This is a genomic window from Bradyrhizobium sp. NBAIM18 (genome assembly GCF_020193825.1).
Classification (GTDB): Bacteria; Pseudomonadota; Alphaproteobacteria; order Rhizobiales; family Xanthobacteraceae; genus Bradyrhizobium; species Bradyrhizobium yuanmingense.
The window spans coordinates 284,562-298,732 of the sequence record NZ_JADYVO010000005.1 but is presented as its reverse complement, the minus strand read 5'-3'; the positions used below and the strand labels follow the sequence as shown (position 1 = coordinate 298,732).

The 14,171-nt window shown below is 64.5% G+C and carries 14 protein-coding genes and 1 pseudogene; 9 read left to right on the top strand and 6 right to left on the bottom strand.

All coding sequences use genetic code 11. The annotated features are described in order from the left end of the window. Window positions 1-705 precede the first annotated feature (705 nt). The 3 genes from I6F17_RS14455 to I6F17_RS14445 all read left to right on the top strand — a co-directional run bounded on the left by I6F17_RS14455 (window position 706) and on the right by I6F17_RS14445 (window position 3,508). The gene (locus I6F17_RS14455; protein ID WP_167361675.1) at window positions 706-879 is read left to right on the top strand and encodes a hypothetical protein; all 174 of its coding nucleotides are present in this window, start codon (window positions 706-708) and stop codon (window positions 877-879) included. 634 nt (window positions 880-1,513) lie between these two features. Further along, window positions 1,514-3,052, top strand: coding sequence for an EAL domain-containing protein (locus I6F17_RS14450; protein WP_225124572.1), 1,539 nt, complete (start codon window positions 1,514-1,516; stop codon window positions 3,050-3,052). Window positions 3,053-3,142: 90 nt separating this feature from the next. Further along, window positions 3,143-3,508 carry a VanZ family protein gene (locus I6F17_RS14445; protein WP_036035545.1) on the top strand — a complete coding sequence of 122 codons (366 nt, stop codon included), beginning with the start codon at window positions 3,143-3,145 and terminating at the stop codon, window positions 3,506-3,508. Between the two features lie 44 nt (window positions 3,509-3,552). Here I6F17_RS14445 and I6F17_RS14440 read toward each other — a convergent pair whose 3' ends face one another. The 3 genes from I6F17_RS14440 to I6F17_RS14430 form a co-directional block, all read right to left on the bottom strand. Then, entirely contained in the window at window positions 3,553-3,999 is a 447-nt protein-coding gene (locus I6F17_RS14440; protein ID WP_225124571.1) for a CHRD domain-containing protein, read from the bottom strand. 127 nt (window positions 4,000-4,126) lie between these two features. Continuing rightward, on the bottom strand, window positions 4,127-4,411 hold the full coding sequence (locus I6F17_RS14435; RefSeq protein ID WP_225124570.1) for a hypothetical protein: 285 nt from the start codon (window positions 4,409-4,411) through the stop codon (window positions 4,127-4,129). A 158-nt stretch (window positions 4,412-4,569) separates the two neighbouring features. Next, a complete protein-coding gene (locus I6F17_RS14430) occupies window positions 4,570-5,013 on the bottom strand; it encodes a hypothetical protein (RefSeq protein ID WP_036011297.1) in 444 nt (147 codons plus the stop codon). Between the two features lie 201 nt (window positions 5,014-5,214). Between I6F17_RS14430 and I6F17_RS14425 the strand changes: the two are divergent. The 3 genes and pseudogenes from I6F17_RS14425 to I6F17_RS14415 all read left to right on the top strand — a co-directional run. Further along, window positions 5,215-5,514, top strand: a pseudogene (locus I6F17_RS14425) (hypothetical protein); the annotation flags it as partial. Window positions 5,515-5,640: 126 nt separating this feature from the next. After that, window positions 5,641-6,312: a hypothetical protein gene (locus tag I6F17_RS14420; protein WP_036035538.1), complete on the top strand. Its 672-nt coding sequence runs from the start codon at window positions 5,641-5,643 to the stop codon at window positions 6,310-6,312. 20 nt (window positions 6,313-6,332) lie between these two features. Then, a complete protein-coding gene (locus I6F17_RS14415) occupies window positions 6,333-8,483 on the top strand; it encodes an adenylate/guanylate cyclase domain-containing protein (RefSeq protein WP_225124569.1) in 2,151 nt (716 codons plus the stop codon). A 51-nt stretch (window positions 8,484-8,534) separates the two neighbouring features. On the opposite strand, the gene pobA is transcribed toward I6F17_RS14415, so the two are convergent. Continuing rightward, window positions 8,535-9,707 carry a 4-hydroxybenzoate 3-monooxygenase gene (gene pobA, locus I6F17_RS14410; RefSeq protein ID WP_225124568.1) on the bottom strand — a complete coding sequence of 391 codons (1,173 nt, stop codon included), beginning with the start codon at window positions 9,705-9,707 and terminating at the stop codon, window positions 8,535-8,537. A 50-nt stretch (window positions 9,708-9,757) separates the two neighbouring features. Here pobA and I6F17_RS14405 point away from each other — a divergent pair, with 50 nt between their 5' ends. Next, window positions 9,758-10,663, top strand: coding sequence for a helix-turn-helix domain-containing protein (locus tag I6F17_RS14405; protein ID WP_225124567.1), 906 nt, complete (start codon window positions 9,758-9,760; stop codon window positions 10,661-10,663). Between the two features lie 345 nt (window positions 10,664-11,008). Next, entirely contained in the window at window positions 11,009-11,620 is a 612-nt protein-coding gene (locus I6F17_RS14400) for an NYN domain-containing protein (protein ID WP_036035558.1), read from the top strand. 23 nt (window positions 11,621-11,643) lie between these two features. Here I6F17_RS14400 and pcaG read toward each other — a convergent pair whose 3' ends face one another. Both pcaG and pcaH read right to left on the bottom strand, forming a co-directional pair. Further along, complete coding sequence (pcaG, locus tag I6F17_RS14395; protein ID WP_225124566.1) at window positions 11,644-12,270, bottom strand: protocatechuate 3,4-dioxygenase subunit alpha; 627 nt, start codon at window positions 12,268-12,270, stop codon at window positions 11,644-11,646. A gap of 5 nt (window positions 12,271-12,275) precedes the next feature. Beyond that, on the bottom strand, window positions 12,276-13,064 hold the full coding sequence (gene pcaH, locus I6F17_RS14390) for a protocatechuate 3,4-dioxygenase subunit beta (protein ID WP_036026596.1): 789 nt from the start codon (window positions 13,062-13,064) through the stop codon (window positions 12,276-12,278). Between the two features lie 90 nt (window positions 13,065-13,154). On the opposite strand from pcaH, the gene I6F17_RS14385 reads away from it, so the two are divergent. Then, a complete protein-coding gene (locus I6F17_RS14385) occupies window positions 13,155-14,084 on the top strand; it encodes a LysR family transcriptional regulator (RefSeq protein WP_036035564.1) in 930 nt (309 codons plus the stop codon). Window positions 14,085-14,171: the final 87 nt, after the last annotated feature.

The window sequence follows — 14,171 nt, the reverse complement described above, 5'->3', positions numbered from 1 at the left end:
TGGCGCCCATCGCTGCCGGCGTGTAGGGCGCATAGAGACGATATCGTGCCGATCGCCTGCGCGAGCGCCATGCCCGCACGCCGTAGCCGCAGCAAAAGCCAGCTGCAAAAATCGAAATCAGAACCAGAATTGCAAACATTTGGAATGTTCCCAATGATCGGAACGCTCCTCCCGGTACATTTCAACGTGATGTTCTGACGACTTCAAGATCATCGGCGCTGAAAGTTTTGTCAGAGGAAGATGAAGTTTGTGCAACGTGGTGCTTGAATTTTGGCCGTCGCGAGAACCACGAGCCCGGAGGATGATGAAATCTCGCATCGTTCGGGGGCGATATCCAGCCGGCGATGTTAACCCGTGTTCACGGCGGCAGCAGCCTCGAACGAAGCGGCCGGATGCGCTGTCATCGGGCACAGTTGCGATCTGCACGATAGGTCTTGCGAAACGTTCTCGAACGTATCGAGCGGCCTCTCGGACGAGACCGCTGAAGAAGCATCCGTGCTTCTACGGAGCGCCATGCACCAACTTCATCGCGGTAAGGTTGAGAGGTTAGCTTAACCCGCGTTGTTTGTTGCGAACTTTCGGCGATTGCTTATCCATCTCGCACCGGGCTCCCCCAAGCCCGGCCCCACCCAAGCAAAGCCGTCGAGCGAACATGGGTCCGCTTGGCGGCTTTGTCGTTGTGTCGACGAGAGGATCATTTCGGTTATGGCGCGCAGGCCCTGGTCGTTCAAGGAAGATCGTCGGCTCATCGAGCTGGCCAAGTCTTCAACCTCGCTGGAGCAGGCAGCGAAAGCTCTCGGGCGCTCGCCCGATGCGATCAAGCGCATGGCGTTGCGGCTTGGTCTTTCCTTGAAGTCGAAGCCGGCAAAGAAGAGCTGATCTTAGAAGTGCCGGCGCTCGCCTCGGCTTCATGTACGGCCGCTGCAGTCCAACGGGCCCCGCATCGATAGGCCAGCCGCCCCTTATCCCGGGGTCGTTCCGGTCCGCCATCGTCTTGGACGGTGAGGTGGATTGAGCGGGTTGCCGGCGGTGCTCCGCCAGCCGCCACACTTAATTCTGCGTCCTCTTCTGGGACCCCATCCCTGGGCTGGTTCCGTAGCTGGGCGTCCCCGTTCCCTTGAAGGCGCCGCCCATCGTGTCGGATCCGGAATTCGTGCCCGTGCCACTGCGCGTCGCGGAGGTGGGTTGCGTGCCCGATGGCGTGTCTTTGGTCCCCTGCGCCGAGGCCAGAGAGCTCCCGATTGTCAACGCCACGATGAGACTTAACGTCCTGATCATACTGCTCAACTTTCCATGCTTGTTTCTGACCCCGAGCCGCCAGACCATTGGCCGGGCACTGCTCAGGCGGGGCCCTTCGGGCCGGTCTTTCCGTTAAACCCTATCTTAGCCCCCGCTGGCTAGGATCAATCTCAACGCCTTGCTTGAATTTCCGCCCCGCCCTGTTTTTCGCCTGAGCCGGATGAGAGTGCTGCGACCAGACCTCCCGTTTGTGGCACTCGTGCTTGCGAGCACGATGGCGTTCGCCTTGGCGGGTCATTTCGCCGCTGGCGCCGTCATTCGCCAGCACCAGGCGCATCAGCTCAATGAGCTCACCGAGGTGGTTCTGCGCCGATCGGAGCTTGCAGTCGATTTCGCTGCGGGCAGCCTGGACGAGCTCGCGCGGCGCAATTTCGCCAGCTGCGAGCCGGCGGCGCTGCAAGCCATCCGCCTGCATGTCTACCAGCGCTCGGCGATCAAGGACGTCCGCCTCGTGAAGCCGGACGGCTCGGTGATCTGCTCGGCCTATTCCGAGACGCTCGAATTCGACAAGGGATGGGTGGATCGCCGCGACATGCTGCCTTCGCGCGACAAGACGCTTTTCCTGTTCCGCGTGGAGCAGTTCGGCGGCGACGCCCTGGGCGTGCTCAGGGACGTCAATGGCAACTCCGCCCTGGTCGCCATTGTCGGTGTCAATGCCAGCCTGTTCGACATCATGCCGGCCGAGCTGCGCGCGCACAGCCAGGTGATCCTCGCCTTGAGCAATGGCGAGAAGCTCGGCGAATTCCAGACCGAGGCCGGCAAGTCTCTGCCGGCGCCGATCGGCTTCGAGCGAGCGTCCGCTCGGCTCCCGCTTCATGCCACGATCCGGCTCGAGGACGCGGTGCTGTCGAGCTGGAACAACGAGGCCTATTGGCCAACGCTTGCAGTGGCGCTCGGACTTGGCGCGATCTTCGGCATCCTGCTGGCACGCAACCGCCGCATGGAGGGGCCAGTGGCCGATCTCGACCGGGCGCTGACAGCCGGCGAATTCAAGCCATATTACCAACCGATCTTCGACCTCCGGACAGGTCGGATCAAGGGCTGCGAGATTCTGGCGCGCTGGCTGCGCCGCGACGGCTCGGTGGTCCCGCCGATGAATTTCATTCCGCTCGCCGAATCCAGCGGACGCATCCAGGCAATGACCTGGCAGATCCTGGGATCGGCGCTCACCGAACTCAGGCCATTGCTCAGGGCCGACAAGAATTTCAAGCTGTCGCTGAACGTCGTGCCCAAGCACCTCCTGAGCGCCGGCTTCGTCGAAACACTGCGGCGCACGGTTCTGACGGCACGCGTCTCCGCGCGCCAGATTGTGGTCGAGATCACCGAGCGCGACGAATTGGATGATCTCGCCCGCGCCGCGTCGGTCGTCGCCGAGCTGCGGGACCGCGGCTTCCGCGTCGCCATCGACGACGTCGGCGTCGGCCATAGCGGACTGTCGCGGCTGAAGGGCCTCGGCGCCGATACGATCAAGATCGACAAGTTCTTCGTGGACACGATCACAGTGGACGCATCGACGACCACGATCGTGGAAATGCTGGTGGCGCTCGCCAAGGACCTCGATATGAGCGTGGTCGCCGAAGGTATCGAGACGGAGGAGCAGCTCCGCGCATTGCTCGCCTCCGGCGTCGAGGAAGGCCAAGGCTATCTGGTTGCGCCGCCCCTGCCCGCCGCCAAATTCAATGAGCTCATCGAGTCGCGTCGGATTGCGCAGCCGGATGCGGCGACATCCGGTGCTAAGGCTTTGGTGGCCTGACTGGCCGGCCCCCAGAGGCTTTAACGATACTTTCTAACGATATTTTCGGCTTTCGAACCGGAGCGGCGACCAACCTTGTATGTTGGCGCCATGCGCAGGAACCATCTCATAGCAGCCGCAAGCATCTGTCTGGCGCTGATCGCCTATGCCACGCTGGCGAAGCTGTCGGGCCGACCTGCGCTCATGGGTCACCATGAGGCCTATTGGATCGTCGTGATCGAGCGCTTCAGCGCCTATGGCCTGCTCGGCTTCCTGCTGTCGTTCCTGCTGCCGGGACGGTTTAGCCTGGCTTGCTCGCTCGTCATCGCAGTCGCCATGGGACTGGAGCTGATGCAAGCGTTCATACCCGATCGCGATCCAGGCTTTCTCGACGTGCTGCAGAAGGCGGCGGGCGGCACCGTGGGCGTCATGCTCGCCCAGATGATCCTGGCGTTCCTGCCCAGACCACCTGCCTGAAACGGCGAGCATGGCCTCGGCGGAGCGACCGGGCGACCCGGTCCTTACTTCATCATCTGGCCGCGCAACTCACCGCCTGGGTTGGCGGCCGTGTGAATGTTCGCGTACCATTTTCCGCCCAACAGATCCGCCGCCTGCGCCTCGGTGAGGGTGGCACTGCCTTCGATCGGGCTTTGCGCCGTCTTGAACGGCAGGGCGATGCCGGCATTCTTCCCGGCCTCGCCGGGGCCGTGAAAATGCGCGCCTATCGCCGGTCCCGTCAGCCCGATGAAGGTGACGAGGTAGGTCAGGACCTTCGTTTCGGTGTCGTAGCTCGCCTCCGCCTTGCCCGACCCGGTCGAGCTGTTCGGCGGCACTTCATTGCTTCCCTTGAGATCCGCTCGCAGCTTCACGACCTCCGCACCTGCCGTTCCGCTCGTCGCGCTGACGCCTCCGACCAGCGCCAATGCCCCCAACAGTGCCACGGACCGTCGACACACGGCTTTGCTCATGCACTTTCCTCCTGCGGATTTCGTTGGTCCCCGCGATGAAAACACCGAGGACTGCCCACCGCAGAGCTTATGCTGATTCGGGACAACGCTCGCAGGAATTAGCCTTCGCAAGCGAAACACGCGCCGCTCAAGCTGCCCCGCGCCTCGTGTGACGCTCGGAGGGAACCAGGAGCTCGGCCATCTTCCGGTGGGTGTCGTGCAGCGCTTCAATGGCGCAGTCGAGATCGAAATCCGCCTCGCGGACGGATGCAAAGAACTTGGCCGTCAGCGCCAGATCGAGCTTGACGCGTGTGGCACCGTCGCGACTCCTGCGACGATCGAGCGACAAATGGATCGCGCGGTTCCTCGCCTCCACAGCATCGCAGCCGCAAAGCGCGCCGAGTTCGTCATATGTCATCCAGATTTGAGGCATGTTCTTCCACCACGCTTGATCTATCGCAGACTAGATAGCTCTCGCTTCTGAAGGCGGAGTTGCTGCAGCGCGAATTCGAGCCAACAACGTCAACGCAATGCTAAGCGCGGCGCAGACGCGAGCCGGGTGGACCGGCGCAGCTTGTTGCCGATCCACTGTCACTTGGGCGCGCCCGTCGTGAACGGATGCCGCGGCCGTGAACGGCTGTCGAGCCTCTTGGGCAGCTTGTCGGCCTTGAGCTTCACGACCGCGCCCCGGGGGTCGGGAGCCGGCGCCTCTTCCTGGCTGTAGATCAGAGTCGCTTCGAACCTCACGTCGGGCGCTTGGCGGGCTGTTCCCGAACAGGTCGCCATCGCCCCGCTATAAACGCCGGAGAGCTCGACCTCGACCTCGTCGAGCCCGAACACGGTCGGCGGCCCGTCGGCATGTCGCCGCGTGGTCAGGACGGCCGTGAAATGCCGGTCGTTGTCGAACTGATAGGAGCCGCCATAATTGAAGAAGCTGTCGCTGCCCGAGATCCGTCCCTGGGCCAGATGCACGATGCCGGTGCCTTGCGCGTGCGCTGTTCTGAACCACGCCGCGTACTTGCCCTCTTTCAGCATGGAAACATCCACCCGTAATTTCCACGCGTATTTGCAACGAAGCTTGAGGCGCGACAATGACCGACACGGCGAGCATTCCGCCACGGTTAACGCCCTGCAAAATCAATCCGTCAAATTTCTGCGGCCGCACGCGGCGGCGGCGACGTCAAAACAATTCGATGCCGTCGTCAGCCGTTTCCACGACTTCGACGCGGCGCGTGGCGGCCGTACAAGGAGCCAATGCCGCTCGAGGTCGCGCGCGGCTACCTGGTCGAGAACGCCGGGCGACAGTTCGATCCTGGCTGCGTCGAGGCTTTCCTGTTGCGCTGGGACGAGGTGGTCGAGATCGCCGGCGGTCAGCGGACAAGTCCCTTGCCGGTCGCCGCGGCCCCTCCCGCTCCCGATATAGAGCGTGCAGCAGCGAGCTCGTCAGACGCGCGCCATCCCGCGTCCCGACCGCCTGACCCGATCGATCCGCCAACATCTTGCCGCGGCACCATTTTTCTCCGGTCGCCGGTTTGAACCTGTTCCTGCTAAAGTGGCACCAAGACCTGAGAGTGATTCTGGTCACACTTGCCCCGGCGCCCTGCTGCTAGGCATCGAACCAGGACGGGCACCAGAGCATCGTCGAATTGGATGAGAATTCCCATGAAAAGCCTGATCGGCGCCTGTGTCGGCGCATTCTGCCTTGCGGCCCCCGCTTGGGCGGAGACTCCCGCTGCGATCGTCGAGGACGTCCAGGGCAAGGTCGACGGAATCGCGTTCATGGATTACGTGGCGCCAGGCAAGATCATCAAGCTCGGACCAAAGGCCAGCATCACGCTCAGCTACCTGAAATCCTGCCAGCGCGAGACCATCAGCGAAGGTGTCGTCCTGGTCGGCGCCGAGCAGAGCACCGTGCAGCTGGGCGAGGTCAAGCGGGAAAAGGTGCCCTGCGATACCAATGCGGCAAAACTGTCCGAGCGCGAGGCGAACCAGAGCGCCGCAACGACCTTCCGCACCGTGCGCTCGGACGCCAAGGGCGGACCGGCCAAGCTGCCGACGCTCTACGGCGTCTCGCCACTGGTGCAGGCCAAAGCCGGCGGCACGCTGGTGATCGAACGCACCGACGGCAAGGAGCCCACGATCAGCGTGCCGCTCAAGCGCGACGCCATGACCGGCGGCGGCAAGTTCTATGATTTCGCCAAGGCCGGAAAGACACTGACCCCGGGCGGCAGCTACCTCGCCATTCTCGGTGCCAAACGCTACACCTTCCAGATCGACGCCAGCGCCACTTCCTCGCCGACCCCGATTATCGGCCGCCTGCTGCGGCTCGAATAAGCGGACCTGGCGACGGGGCGATGCGGCGGCTCGGGGGACGGGACATCGTTGCAGCGATCCTGATCGCGCTCCTTGCGGGCGCGGTCTTCACGTCCCCACCACTGCAGACGCTGCAAGGCCTCTCGCTCGACATCCTCACCGCACTGCGTGGGAAGGTTGTCGGCGAGCGCCGCGATCCCGCGACGTCGCCGGTCGTCGTCGTGGCGATCGACGGCGAAACCTACGAGACCCCTCCCTTCAAGGGATCGCCGACGCAGACCTGGACGCGCGAGATCGGCCGGGTGCTCGGCAGTATCAGCGACGGCGGCGCCAAAGTGATCGGCTTCGACGTCATCTTCAAGAACTCGATCGAGCAATCCGAGATTCCCTTTGGCGACGCGCCGCTCGGCGCCCGCATGCGCGGATTTGACCGGGACTATCTGATCGCACTGCGGCAGATCTCCGACAACGGCAAGCTCGTGCTCGGCGAGATCCTGAGCAACGACCATCCGGAAGTGCCCTACCGTGCGCAGCGGCTGGCGGTGCGAAACAACGTCCGCGCGCTCAATGTCCACACCGACGCCGACGATGTCATCCGGCGGATGCCGCTCAGCTTCTCGATCGAGGGCAAGCCGGTGCCCACAATGGCGGTCGAGCTCGCCGCCCGCGCGCTCGACGCGAAGGTCGAGATGGCGCCATCCGGCGCGGCCGGGCTGTCCGGCTACGCAATCCCGAGCACTGTACCGAACACGCTGACGCTCAACTTCCGCGGCCTCAGCCGCGACGTTCCGACCTTCTCCTTTGCCGATCTGCGCGCCTGCGTCGAAAAAGGCGACCGCGATTTCTTCCGGCGCGCCTTCGAGGGCAAGGTCGTGCTGCTCGGGACCGTCCTCAACTTCGAGGATCGCAAGCTCACCTCGATGCGCTTGTCCGGCGGCCATGACGGAACGCCGTCGGCGCGATGTGCCCTGCCCGAGGCTGCCGGCACCGCGCAAAAGGCCCGCAGCGACGTCGCCGGTGTGTTCGTGCACGCCGCTGCGGTCCGAAACCTGATCGAGCGCGACGCCGTGACCGAGCTCGGCTTTCCCTCGCGCACCCTTCTCACGATCGCGTTCGCGGCCGTCATCGCCTGCGCGGCCGGCGTGTTTGCGCCGAGTGGCGCGCTGATCGCCTGGCTCGGTCTCACCATCGTCTGGGTGGTCGCTGCCGTCGGCGCATTCGTCCATGCCCTGGCGCTGCCGCTGACCGAGCCGGCGCTCGCCAGCCTTGCCGCGCTCGCGATCATGATCGGCTATCGCTTCGTGCTGGCCGACCGCGACGAGCGCTTCCTGCGCAAGAGCTTTGCCTTTTACCTCGCGCCCGAGGTGATCGAGACCATGGTCGCCTCCGGCAAGATGCCGGCGCTCGGCGGCGAGATGCGCAACGTCACCATGTTCTTCTCCGACCTCAGCGGTTTCTCGTCGATCGCCGAGACGATGACGCCGGTCGAGCTGGTGACGCTGATGAACGAATATCTGTCCGCCATGACCGACATCATCGAAGGTCATGGCGGTTACGTCGACAAATATATCGGCGATTCCATCGTCGCCATGTTCGGCGCCCCGGCCGACGATCCCGCCCACGCGGGCAATGCGGTGCGAGCCGCGCTGAAGTGCCACGAGAGGCTTGCCGAGCTCAATGAAGGCCATCCCGCCTTCGCCGGTCACGGCCTGTCGCACCGTATCGGGCTCAACAGCGGCGAAGCCGTGGTCGGCAATATCGGCTCGCGCCGCCGCTTCAACTACACCGTGATGAGCGACACCGTGAACGTCGCCTCGCGGCTCGAAGGCGCCAACAAATATTACGGCACCGCGATCATGGCCTCGGAATCCACGATGGCGCAGACCGGCGATAGCTTCGCCTGGCGCGAGCTCGACGCGATCAGGGTGCAGGGACGCGGCGAGGCGATCAGGGTGTTCGAGCCGCTGGCGGAAACCGGCGCGGAAAGCGCCGAGCAGGCCAAGGTCGCCGCAGCCTATGCGGAAGGGCTGGCGTGCTGGCGGGCACGGGAGTTTGCCAAGGCGGCCGACGCGTTCGAGGGCGTCGCGAAGATCGATCCTGCGGCAGCCCGGTTCGCCAAACGTGCGAACGTGCTGACGCAGACTCCGCCGCCGCCGGACTGGACACCGGTCAATACGCTGGAAGGAAAGTAGCGGCTTCTTACCCTCCCCTGGAGGGCCCCTCCAGGGGAGGGGGTAGATCGCCTAAAACGGCAGCCCCGTATAATTCTCCGCAAGCAGACGCTGCGCCGTCTCGGACGAGAGCAGGTAGTCGAGCTCCGTCTGCTGCAGACGATCCTCATATTCGATCCGGTCGGGGAAGCGGTGCAGCATCATCGTCATCCACCAGGAGAAGCGTTGTGCCTTCCAGATTCGCGCAAGCGCCTTGGCGGAATAGCCCTTGAGACCGGCATCGTCGCCGCTCTGATAATGCGCGAGCAGCGCGTGATAGAGATAGTAGATGTCGGACGCCGCGCTGTTCAATCCGCGCGCGCCGGTCGGCGGCACGATGTGCGCGGCATCGCCGGCGAGGAACAAGCGGCCATAGCTCATCGGCTCGGCGACGAAGCTGCGCAAGGGCGCGATGCTCTTCTCGATCGACGGGCCGGTGATCAGGCGGCCGGCGACCTCGTCCGGTAGGCGGCGCTTCAGCTCGACCCAGAACGCATCGTCGCTCCAGTCCTCCACCTTGTCGGTCAAAGGCACCTGGATGTAGTAGCGGCTCAGCACCTGCGAGCGCAGCGAGCACAGCGCAAAGCCGCGCTCGTGCTTCACGTAGATCAGCTCGGGCGATACCGGTTTCGTGCGCGACAGCACGCCGAGCCAGCCGAACGGATAGACCTTCTCATATTCGCGCAGCACGTCCTTCGGGATCGACTTGCGGCTGACGCCATGGAAGCCGTCGGCGCCGACGATGTAGTCGCAATCGACGCGGAGCGTCTGCCCGTTCGAGCGATACGTCACATAGGGCCGATCCGACGTCAGATCGTGCGGCGTGACGTCCTCGGCATTGTGCACGACCTTGCCGCCGATCCGGTCGCGTGCCTCGTAGAGGTCGCGCGTCAGCTCGGTCTGGCCGTAGACCAGGACCGAATTGCCGCCGGAATGCTTGTGCAGGTCGATGTGGGAGAGCACGCCGTCATGGGCGATCTCGAACCCGTTGTGGATCTCGCCCTCGCGGTCCATCCGCTCGCCGCATTGCGCCTCGCGCATCAGCTTCGCAAAGCCGTGCTCGAGCACGCCGGCGCGGATCCGGGCCAGCACGTGGTCGCGGCTGTATTTCTCCAGCACGATGGTGTCGATGCCCTTGAGGTGCAGGAGCTGGGACAGCAACAGCCCGGACGGCCCACCGCCGATGATACAGACCTGAACTTTCATTTTTGCGTCCTCCCGTCGGCATTTTTTTGCATACGTTAAGGCGCAAGCCGATGGAGGGTTTCGCCTTTGTCTTGTACTATTCGAACATGAGAAGCGCGGCCCCCGCCCCGGCCATCCGGGTCTACAATCTGTTCGGCGAGTCCGGCGATCTGCCCGATGTCGTGCATTGCGAGACGATCGCCTCGCGTTCGGTGCTGCACGACTGGACGCTGGCCGTGCACCGCCATGCCCGGCTGCACCAGGTGCTGCTGATCGAGCGCGGCGGCGGCGAGGCGACGCTCGAGGCGCGCGTGGTGCCGCTGAGGCCAATGCAGATCGTCAACGTGCCGGTCGGCCACGTCCACGGCTTCCGCTTCGTGCCCGATACGCAAGGGTGGGTGTTGACCATCGCCGCGGAGATCCTCGATGAAGCGCTGCTCGCCGCCGAGGGCCTGCGCGGTGCGCTGTCGCGGTCGGCGGTGGTGCGCGGCACGCCGCAGATCCGCGCCACGATGAAGCAGATCTTCGCCGAGCACGCCGCGCGCGACTTCGGCCGTGCACATGTGCTCCGCGCCTTGTCGTCGGCCATGATCGGGCTCGTGGCCCGCGCGCTCACGGGCGAGAGCGGCGGCAACGGCACCGCGGAAAGCGGGTTGTTCCGCCGCTTCGAGGCGCTGCTGGAGCAGCATCATCTGGAGCGCTGGAGCGTCGCCGACTATGCCGAGGCGCTGTCGGTGACGCCGACGCATCTCAACCGGATCACACGGGCGGCGACCGGCGACACCGCCTCGCATCTTATCCTCAACCGCCTGATCCGGGAGGCGCGGCGCAACCTCGTCTACACCAACCTGCCGGTCTCGACCATCGCCTACGCCCTCGGCTTCGAGGACCCCGCCTATTTCAGCCGGGTCTACGCCGCCGCCACGGGGGTCTCACCGCGCGCCTTTCGCGCCCGGCTCCATGGCGGCGAAGGCTGAACCACCGGACAAAGGATCAGGGCACGTCTGATCGACGCGCCTGGGATCCGCGATGTCTCTCGTTGCCACTTACCTTCGTATATAGCGCCCCATCCTTTGGATAGAGGCGCTTTACCTCCGTACAATTGAGCGGGGCACGCCCTCGCCCTAGCGTGACGGCATTCGGCGCCCTGGCGCTGGTGGCATGGAACCTCCCTAACCTCGGCGCAAGGCGGCCAACCCTGTCCGGTCGTCTGCGCCGCCTTTTCAGCAAAGCCATCGGCGCCTTTAGTTATTCCCGCCGATGCGTCGCGCCATTTCGGCTCGACGGTCGGCTTTCGTGCCGAACCCGGGGAGTTGTGCACAATGTCTTCGCTTGGGAAGAGCGCGCTCTTTATCGACGGCTCCAATTTCCATGCCACCGCCAAGGCGCTCGGCTTCGAGATCGACTACAGACGCCTGCTCAGTGAATTTCAAAGCCGAGCTACGCTGTTACGGGCCTTCTACTACACGACCATCATCGAGGATCAGGAATATTCGTCGATCCGCCCCTTGATCGATTGGCTCGACTACAACGGCTTCACCGTCGTCACCAAACTCGCCAAGGAGTTCGTCGACTCCGCTACCGGCCGCCGCAAGGTGAAGGGCAGCATGGATGTGGACCTCGCCGTAAGCGCGATGGAGCTTGCCCAGCACGTCGATCAGATCGTGTTGTGCTCGGGCGATGGGGATTTCCGTTCGCTGGTCGAAGCCTTGCAACGCCGCGGCGTGCGCGTGACCGTCGTCTCCACACTCTCCACTCAGCCGCCCATGATCGCCGACGACCTGCGCCGGCAGGCGGACATATTCATCGATCTGGTGGAGTTGAAACCAAAAGTGGGGCGCGATCCACCCGATCGACCGGTATCGCGCGAAATGCGGCAGCCACCGCAATTCCTCGCGCGCGGAACGATCAGGCGCGACGACCGGGTGGAATGATCGAAGGACGCCGGCCCGACACCTCACACGTCGAAGAACACCGTCTCCTCCGGCCCCTGCAGATTGATCGTGAAGGAATACACGACCTTGCCGGCGCGCTCGCTGCGGGATGCGATCAATGTCTTGCGGCGCACCGGCTGCTCGATCAGGTTGAGCACGGGATCGGCGGCGTTGGCCGCCTCTTCGTCCGAGAAATAGAGCCGCGTGTTGAGGCCGATATTGATGCCGCGCGCGACGATCCAGACGTTGACGTGCGGCGCGCATTTGCGCCCCGTCCTGTCGGTGATCGCACCCGGCTTGATGGTCTCGAAAGTGACGAGGCCGCTGTCGAAGTCGGAGCCGGCGCGGCCCCAGCCGCGAAACTCTTCATCCAGCGCGCCGGCGGAGCGATCGGCGGGGTGGTTGTAGCGGCCGGCCGCATTCGCCTGCCAGATCTCCAGCAGCACGTCGCGCAGCGGCGTGCCGGTGCCGTCGAGCACCTTGCCCTCCAGCGTGATGCGCTCGCCTTTGGTGTTCGGCGTCACCAGCACGTTGGAGAAGTTCTTCTCGAAGATGTCGAAGCCGGCCATCGCAGGGATCAGGCCGATATGGACGTAGGGCCCGGCGGTCTGCGAGGCGGTTTCCTTGAGATAGTTGAGCGGTTGCGGCATGGGCGTTAGTTCCCCGCGGTGCGATTTTCGAAATAGGTGGAGCGCTGGCCGCGCAGCACGATGTCGAAGCGGTAAGCGAGCGAGTCGAACGGCGTCGAGGCGTTGAGGTCGAGCGGCGCCACAAGGCGGTCGAGCGCGTCCTTGTCCGGGATCGTCGTCAGGATCGGGCAGACCGGGATCAGCGGATCGCCTTCGAAATACATCTGCGTGATCAGCCGCTGCGCAAAGCCCGAGCCGAACACCGAGAAGTGGATGTGGGCGGGGCGCCAGCTGTTGACGTAGTTGCGCCAGGGATAGGGGCCCGGCTTCACGGTGCGGAAGTAATAGTAGCCGGTGTCGTCGGTGAGCGCGCGGCCGCAGCCGCCGAAATTCGGATCGATCGGCGCCAGATAGGTGTCCTTCTTGTGCCGGTAGCGGCCGCCGGCATTGGCCTGCCAGAACTCGACCAGCGTGTTCGGAACGCCCCGGCCGGTCTCGTCCAGCACGCGGCCGTGGACGATGATGCGCTCGCCGACGGGATCGCCGTCCTTGGCGTAGTTGCGGATCAAATCATTGTCGAGCGGGCCGAGATCGTTGTGGCCGAACACCGGCCCCGTGATCTCCGAGATCGAGTTCTCCAAGGACAGCAGCGACTGGCGCGGCGAGCGCAGCACCGAGGACTTGTAGCCTGGCGCATGCGCCGGCGGATGGATCGCGCGGTCGCGCTGGAAGAAGCCGCCGTCGCCGAGCGGCGGCGTCAAGGGCTCGGGACGATTAAGGCGGGGATCCCGCAAGGCTGGCGCCTGGGCATTCATCGGCGTTGTCTCTCCCTGGGAGCCCGAGGTCGGGCGGCTTATCGGGAGAGCATGAGCCAGCCTATTCTCAAGATAAATAGATGAATTATAATGAATTGCATGAAGGAAATCGATCATTTGGCCCTCGACGGCCATGCCCTCGAGCTGTTCCTAGCGGTGCTGGAGGAAGGCTCGGTGACGGCGGCAGCGACGCGGCTCGGCCTCACCCAGTCTGCCGTCAGCCACGGGTTGAACAAGCTGCGGCGGATTGCCGGCGATCCGCTGTTCGCCAAATCCGGCCGTGGCATCGTTGCGACGGCCCATGCGCAGGCACTGGCCGGCAAGGCACGCGCGCTGATCGACGAGATGCGCAGCTTCGCCGGCGGCGTCAGCTTTGAGCCGCCCCGCGCACAGCTGTCGTTGACGATCGCGGCCAACGATTTCCAGCGCGACCTGCTGCTGCCGCGGTTCTTCGATCACGTCGCCGCACAAGTGAAGAGCCTGAATTTGCGCGTGATCCCCTCGCAATCGCCCTCGCCCGCGATGCTACGCGAAAACCGCTGCGACCTCCTGATCACGCCGCTGCCGCCCTCCGGCGTCGACATCGTGCAGAAGCGGCTGCTGAGGGATCACTACGTCTGCTACTACGATCCCAAAGCGCGCGCCGCGCCGGCCAGCCGCAGCGCTTATCTCGCGGCGCGTCACATCACCGTGGTCTATACCGACAATGAGCGGCTCGACTTCGACCGCCGGCTGGCAGCGAACGGGCTGCACCGCGACATCGCGATCTCCGTGCCGAGCTTCTCAGGCGTGCCGTCGTTCCTGCGCGCCTCACAGATGCTGGCGAGCATGCCGAGCCTGCTCGCGTCCGGCGTAATGCGCGGCTTTGCGCAAACACCGATCCCACTGGCGTCCCGCACGAAGACCCTGGCCGAGCTGCCGATGTTCATGGTCTGGCACCAGCGCTACCAGAAGGACCCGGCCCACCGCTGGGTCAGGAGCCAGCTCGAGGCCGTCGCGGCGACGGCCGCCACGTTCTGACCTGCCGTTCTCATGTCCTGATAGCAGGCGCCGCGCTCCGCAAGACTGCCCTTCCCAAACCCACTGGTTGCGCAGGGGGAGCCGCGC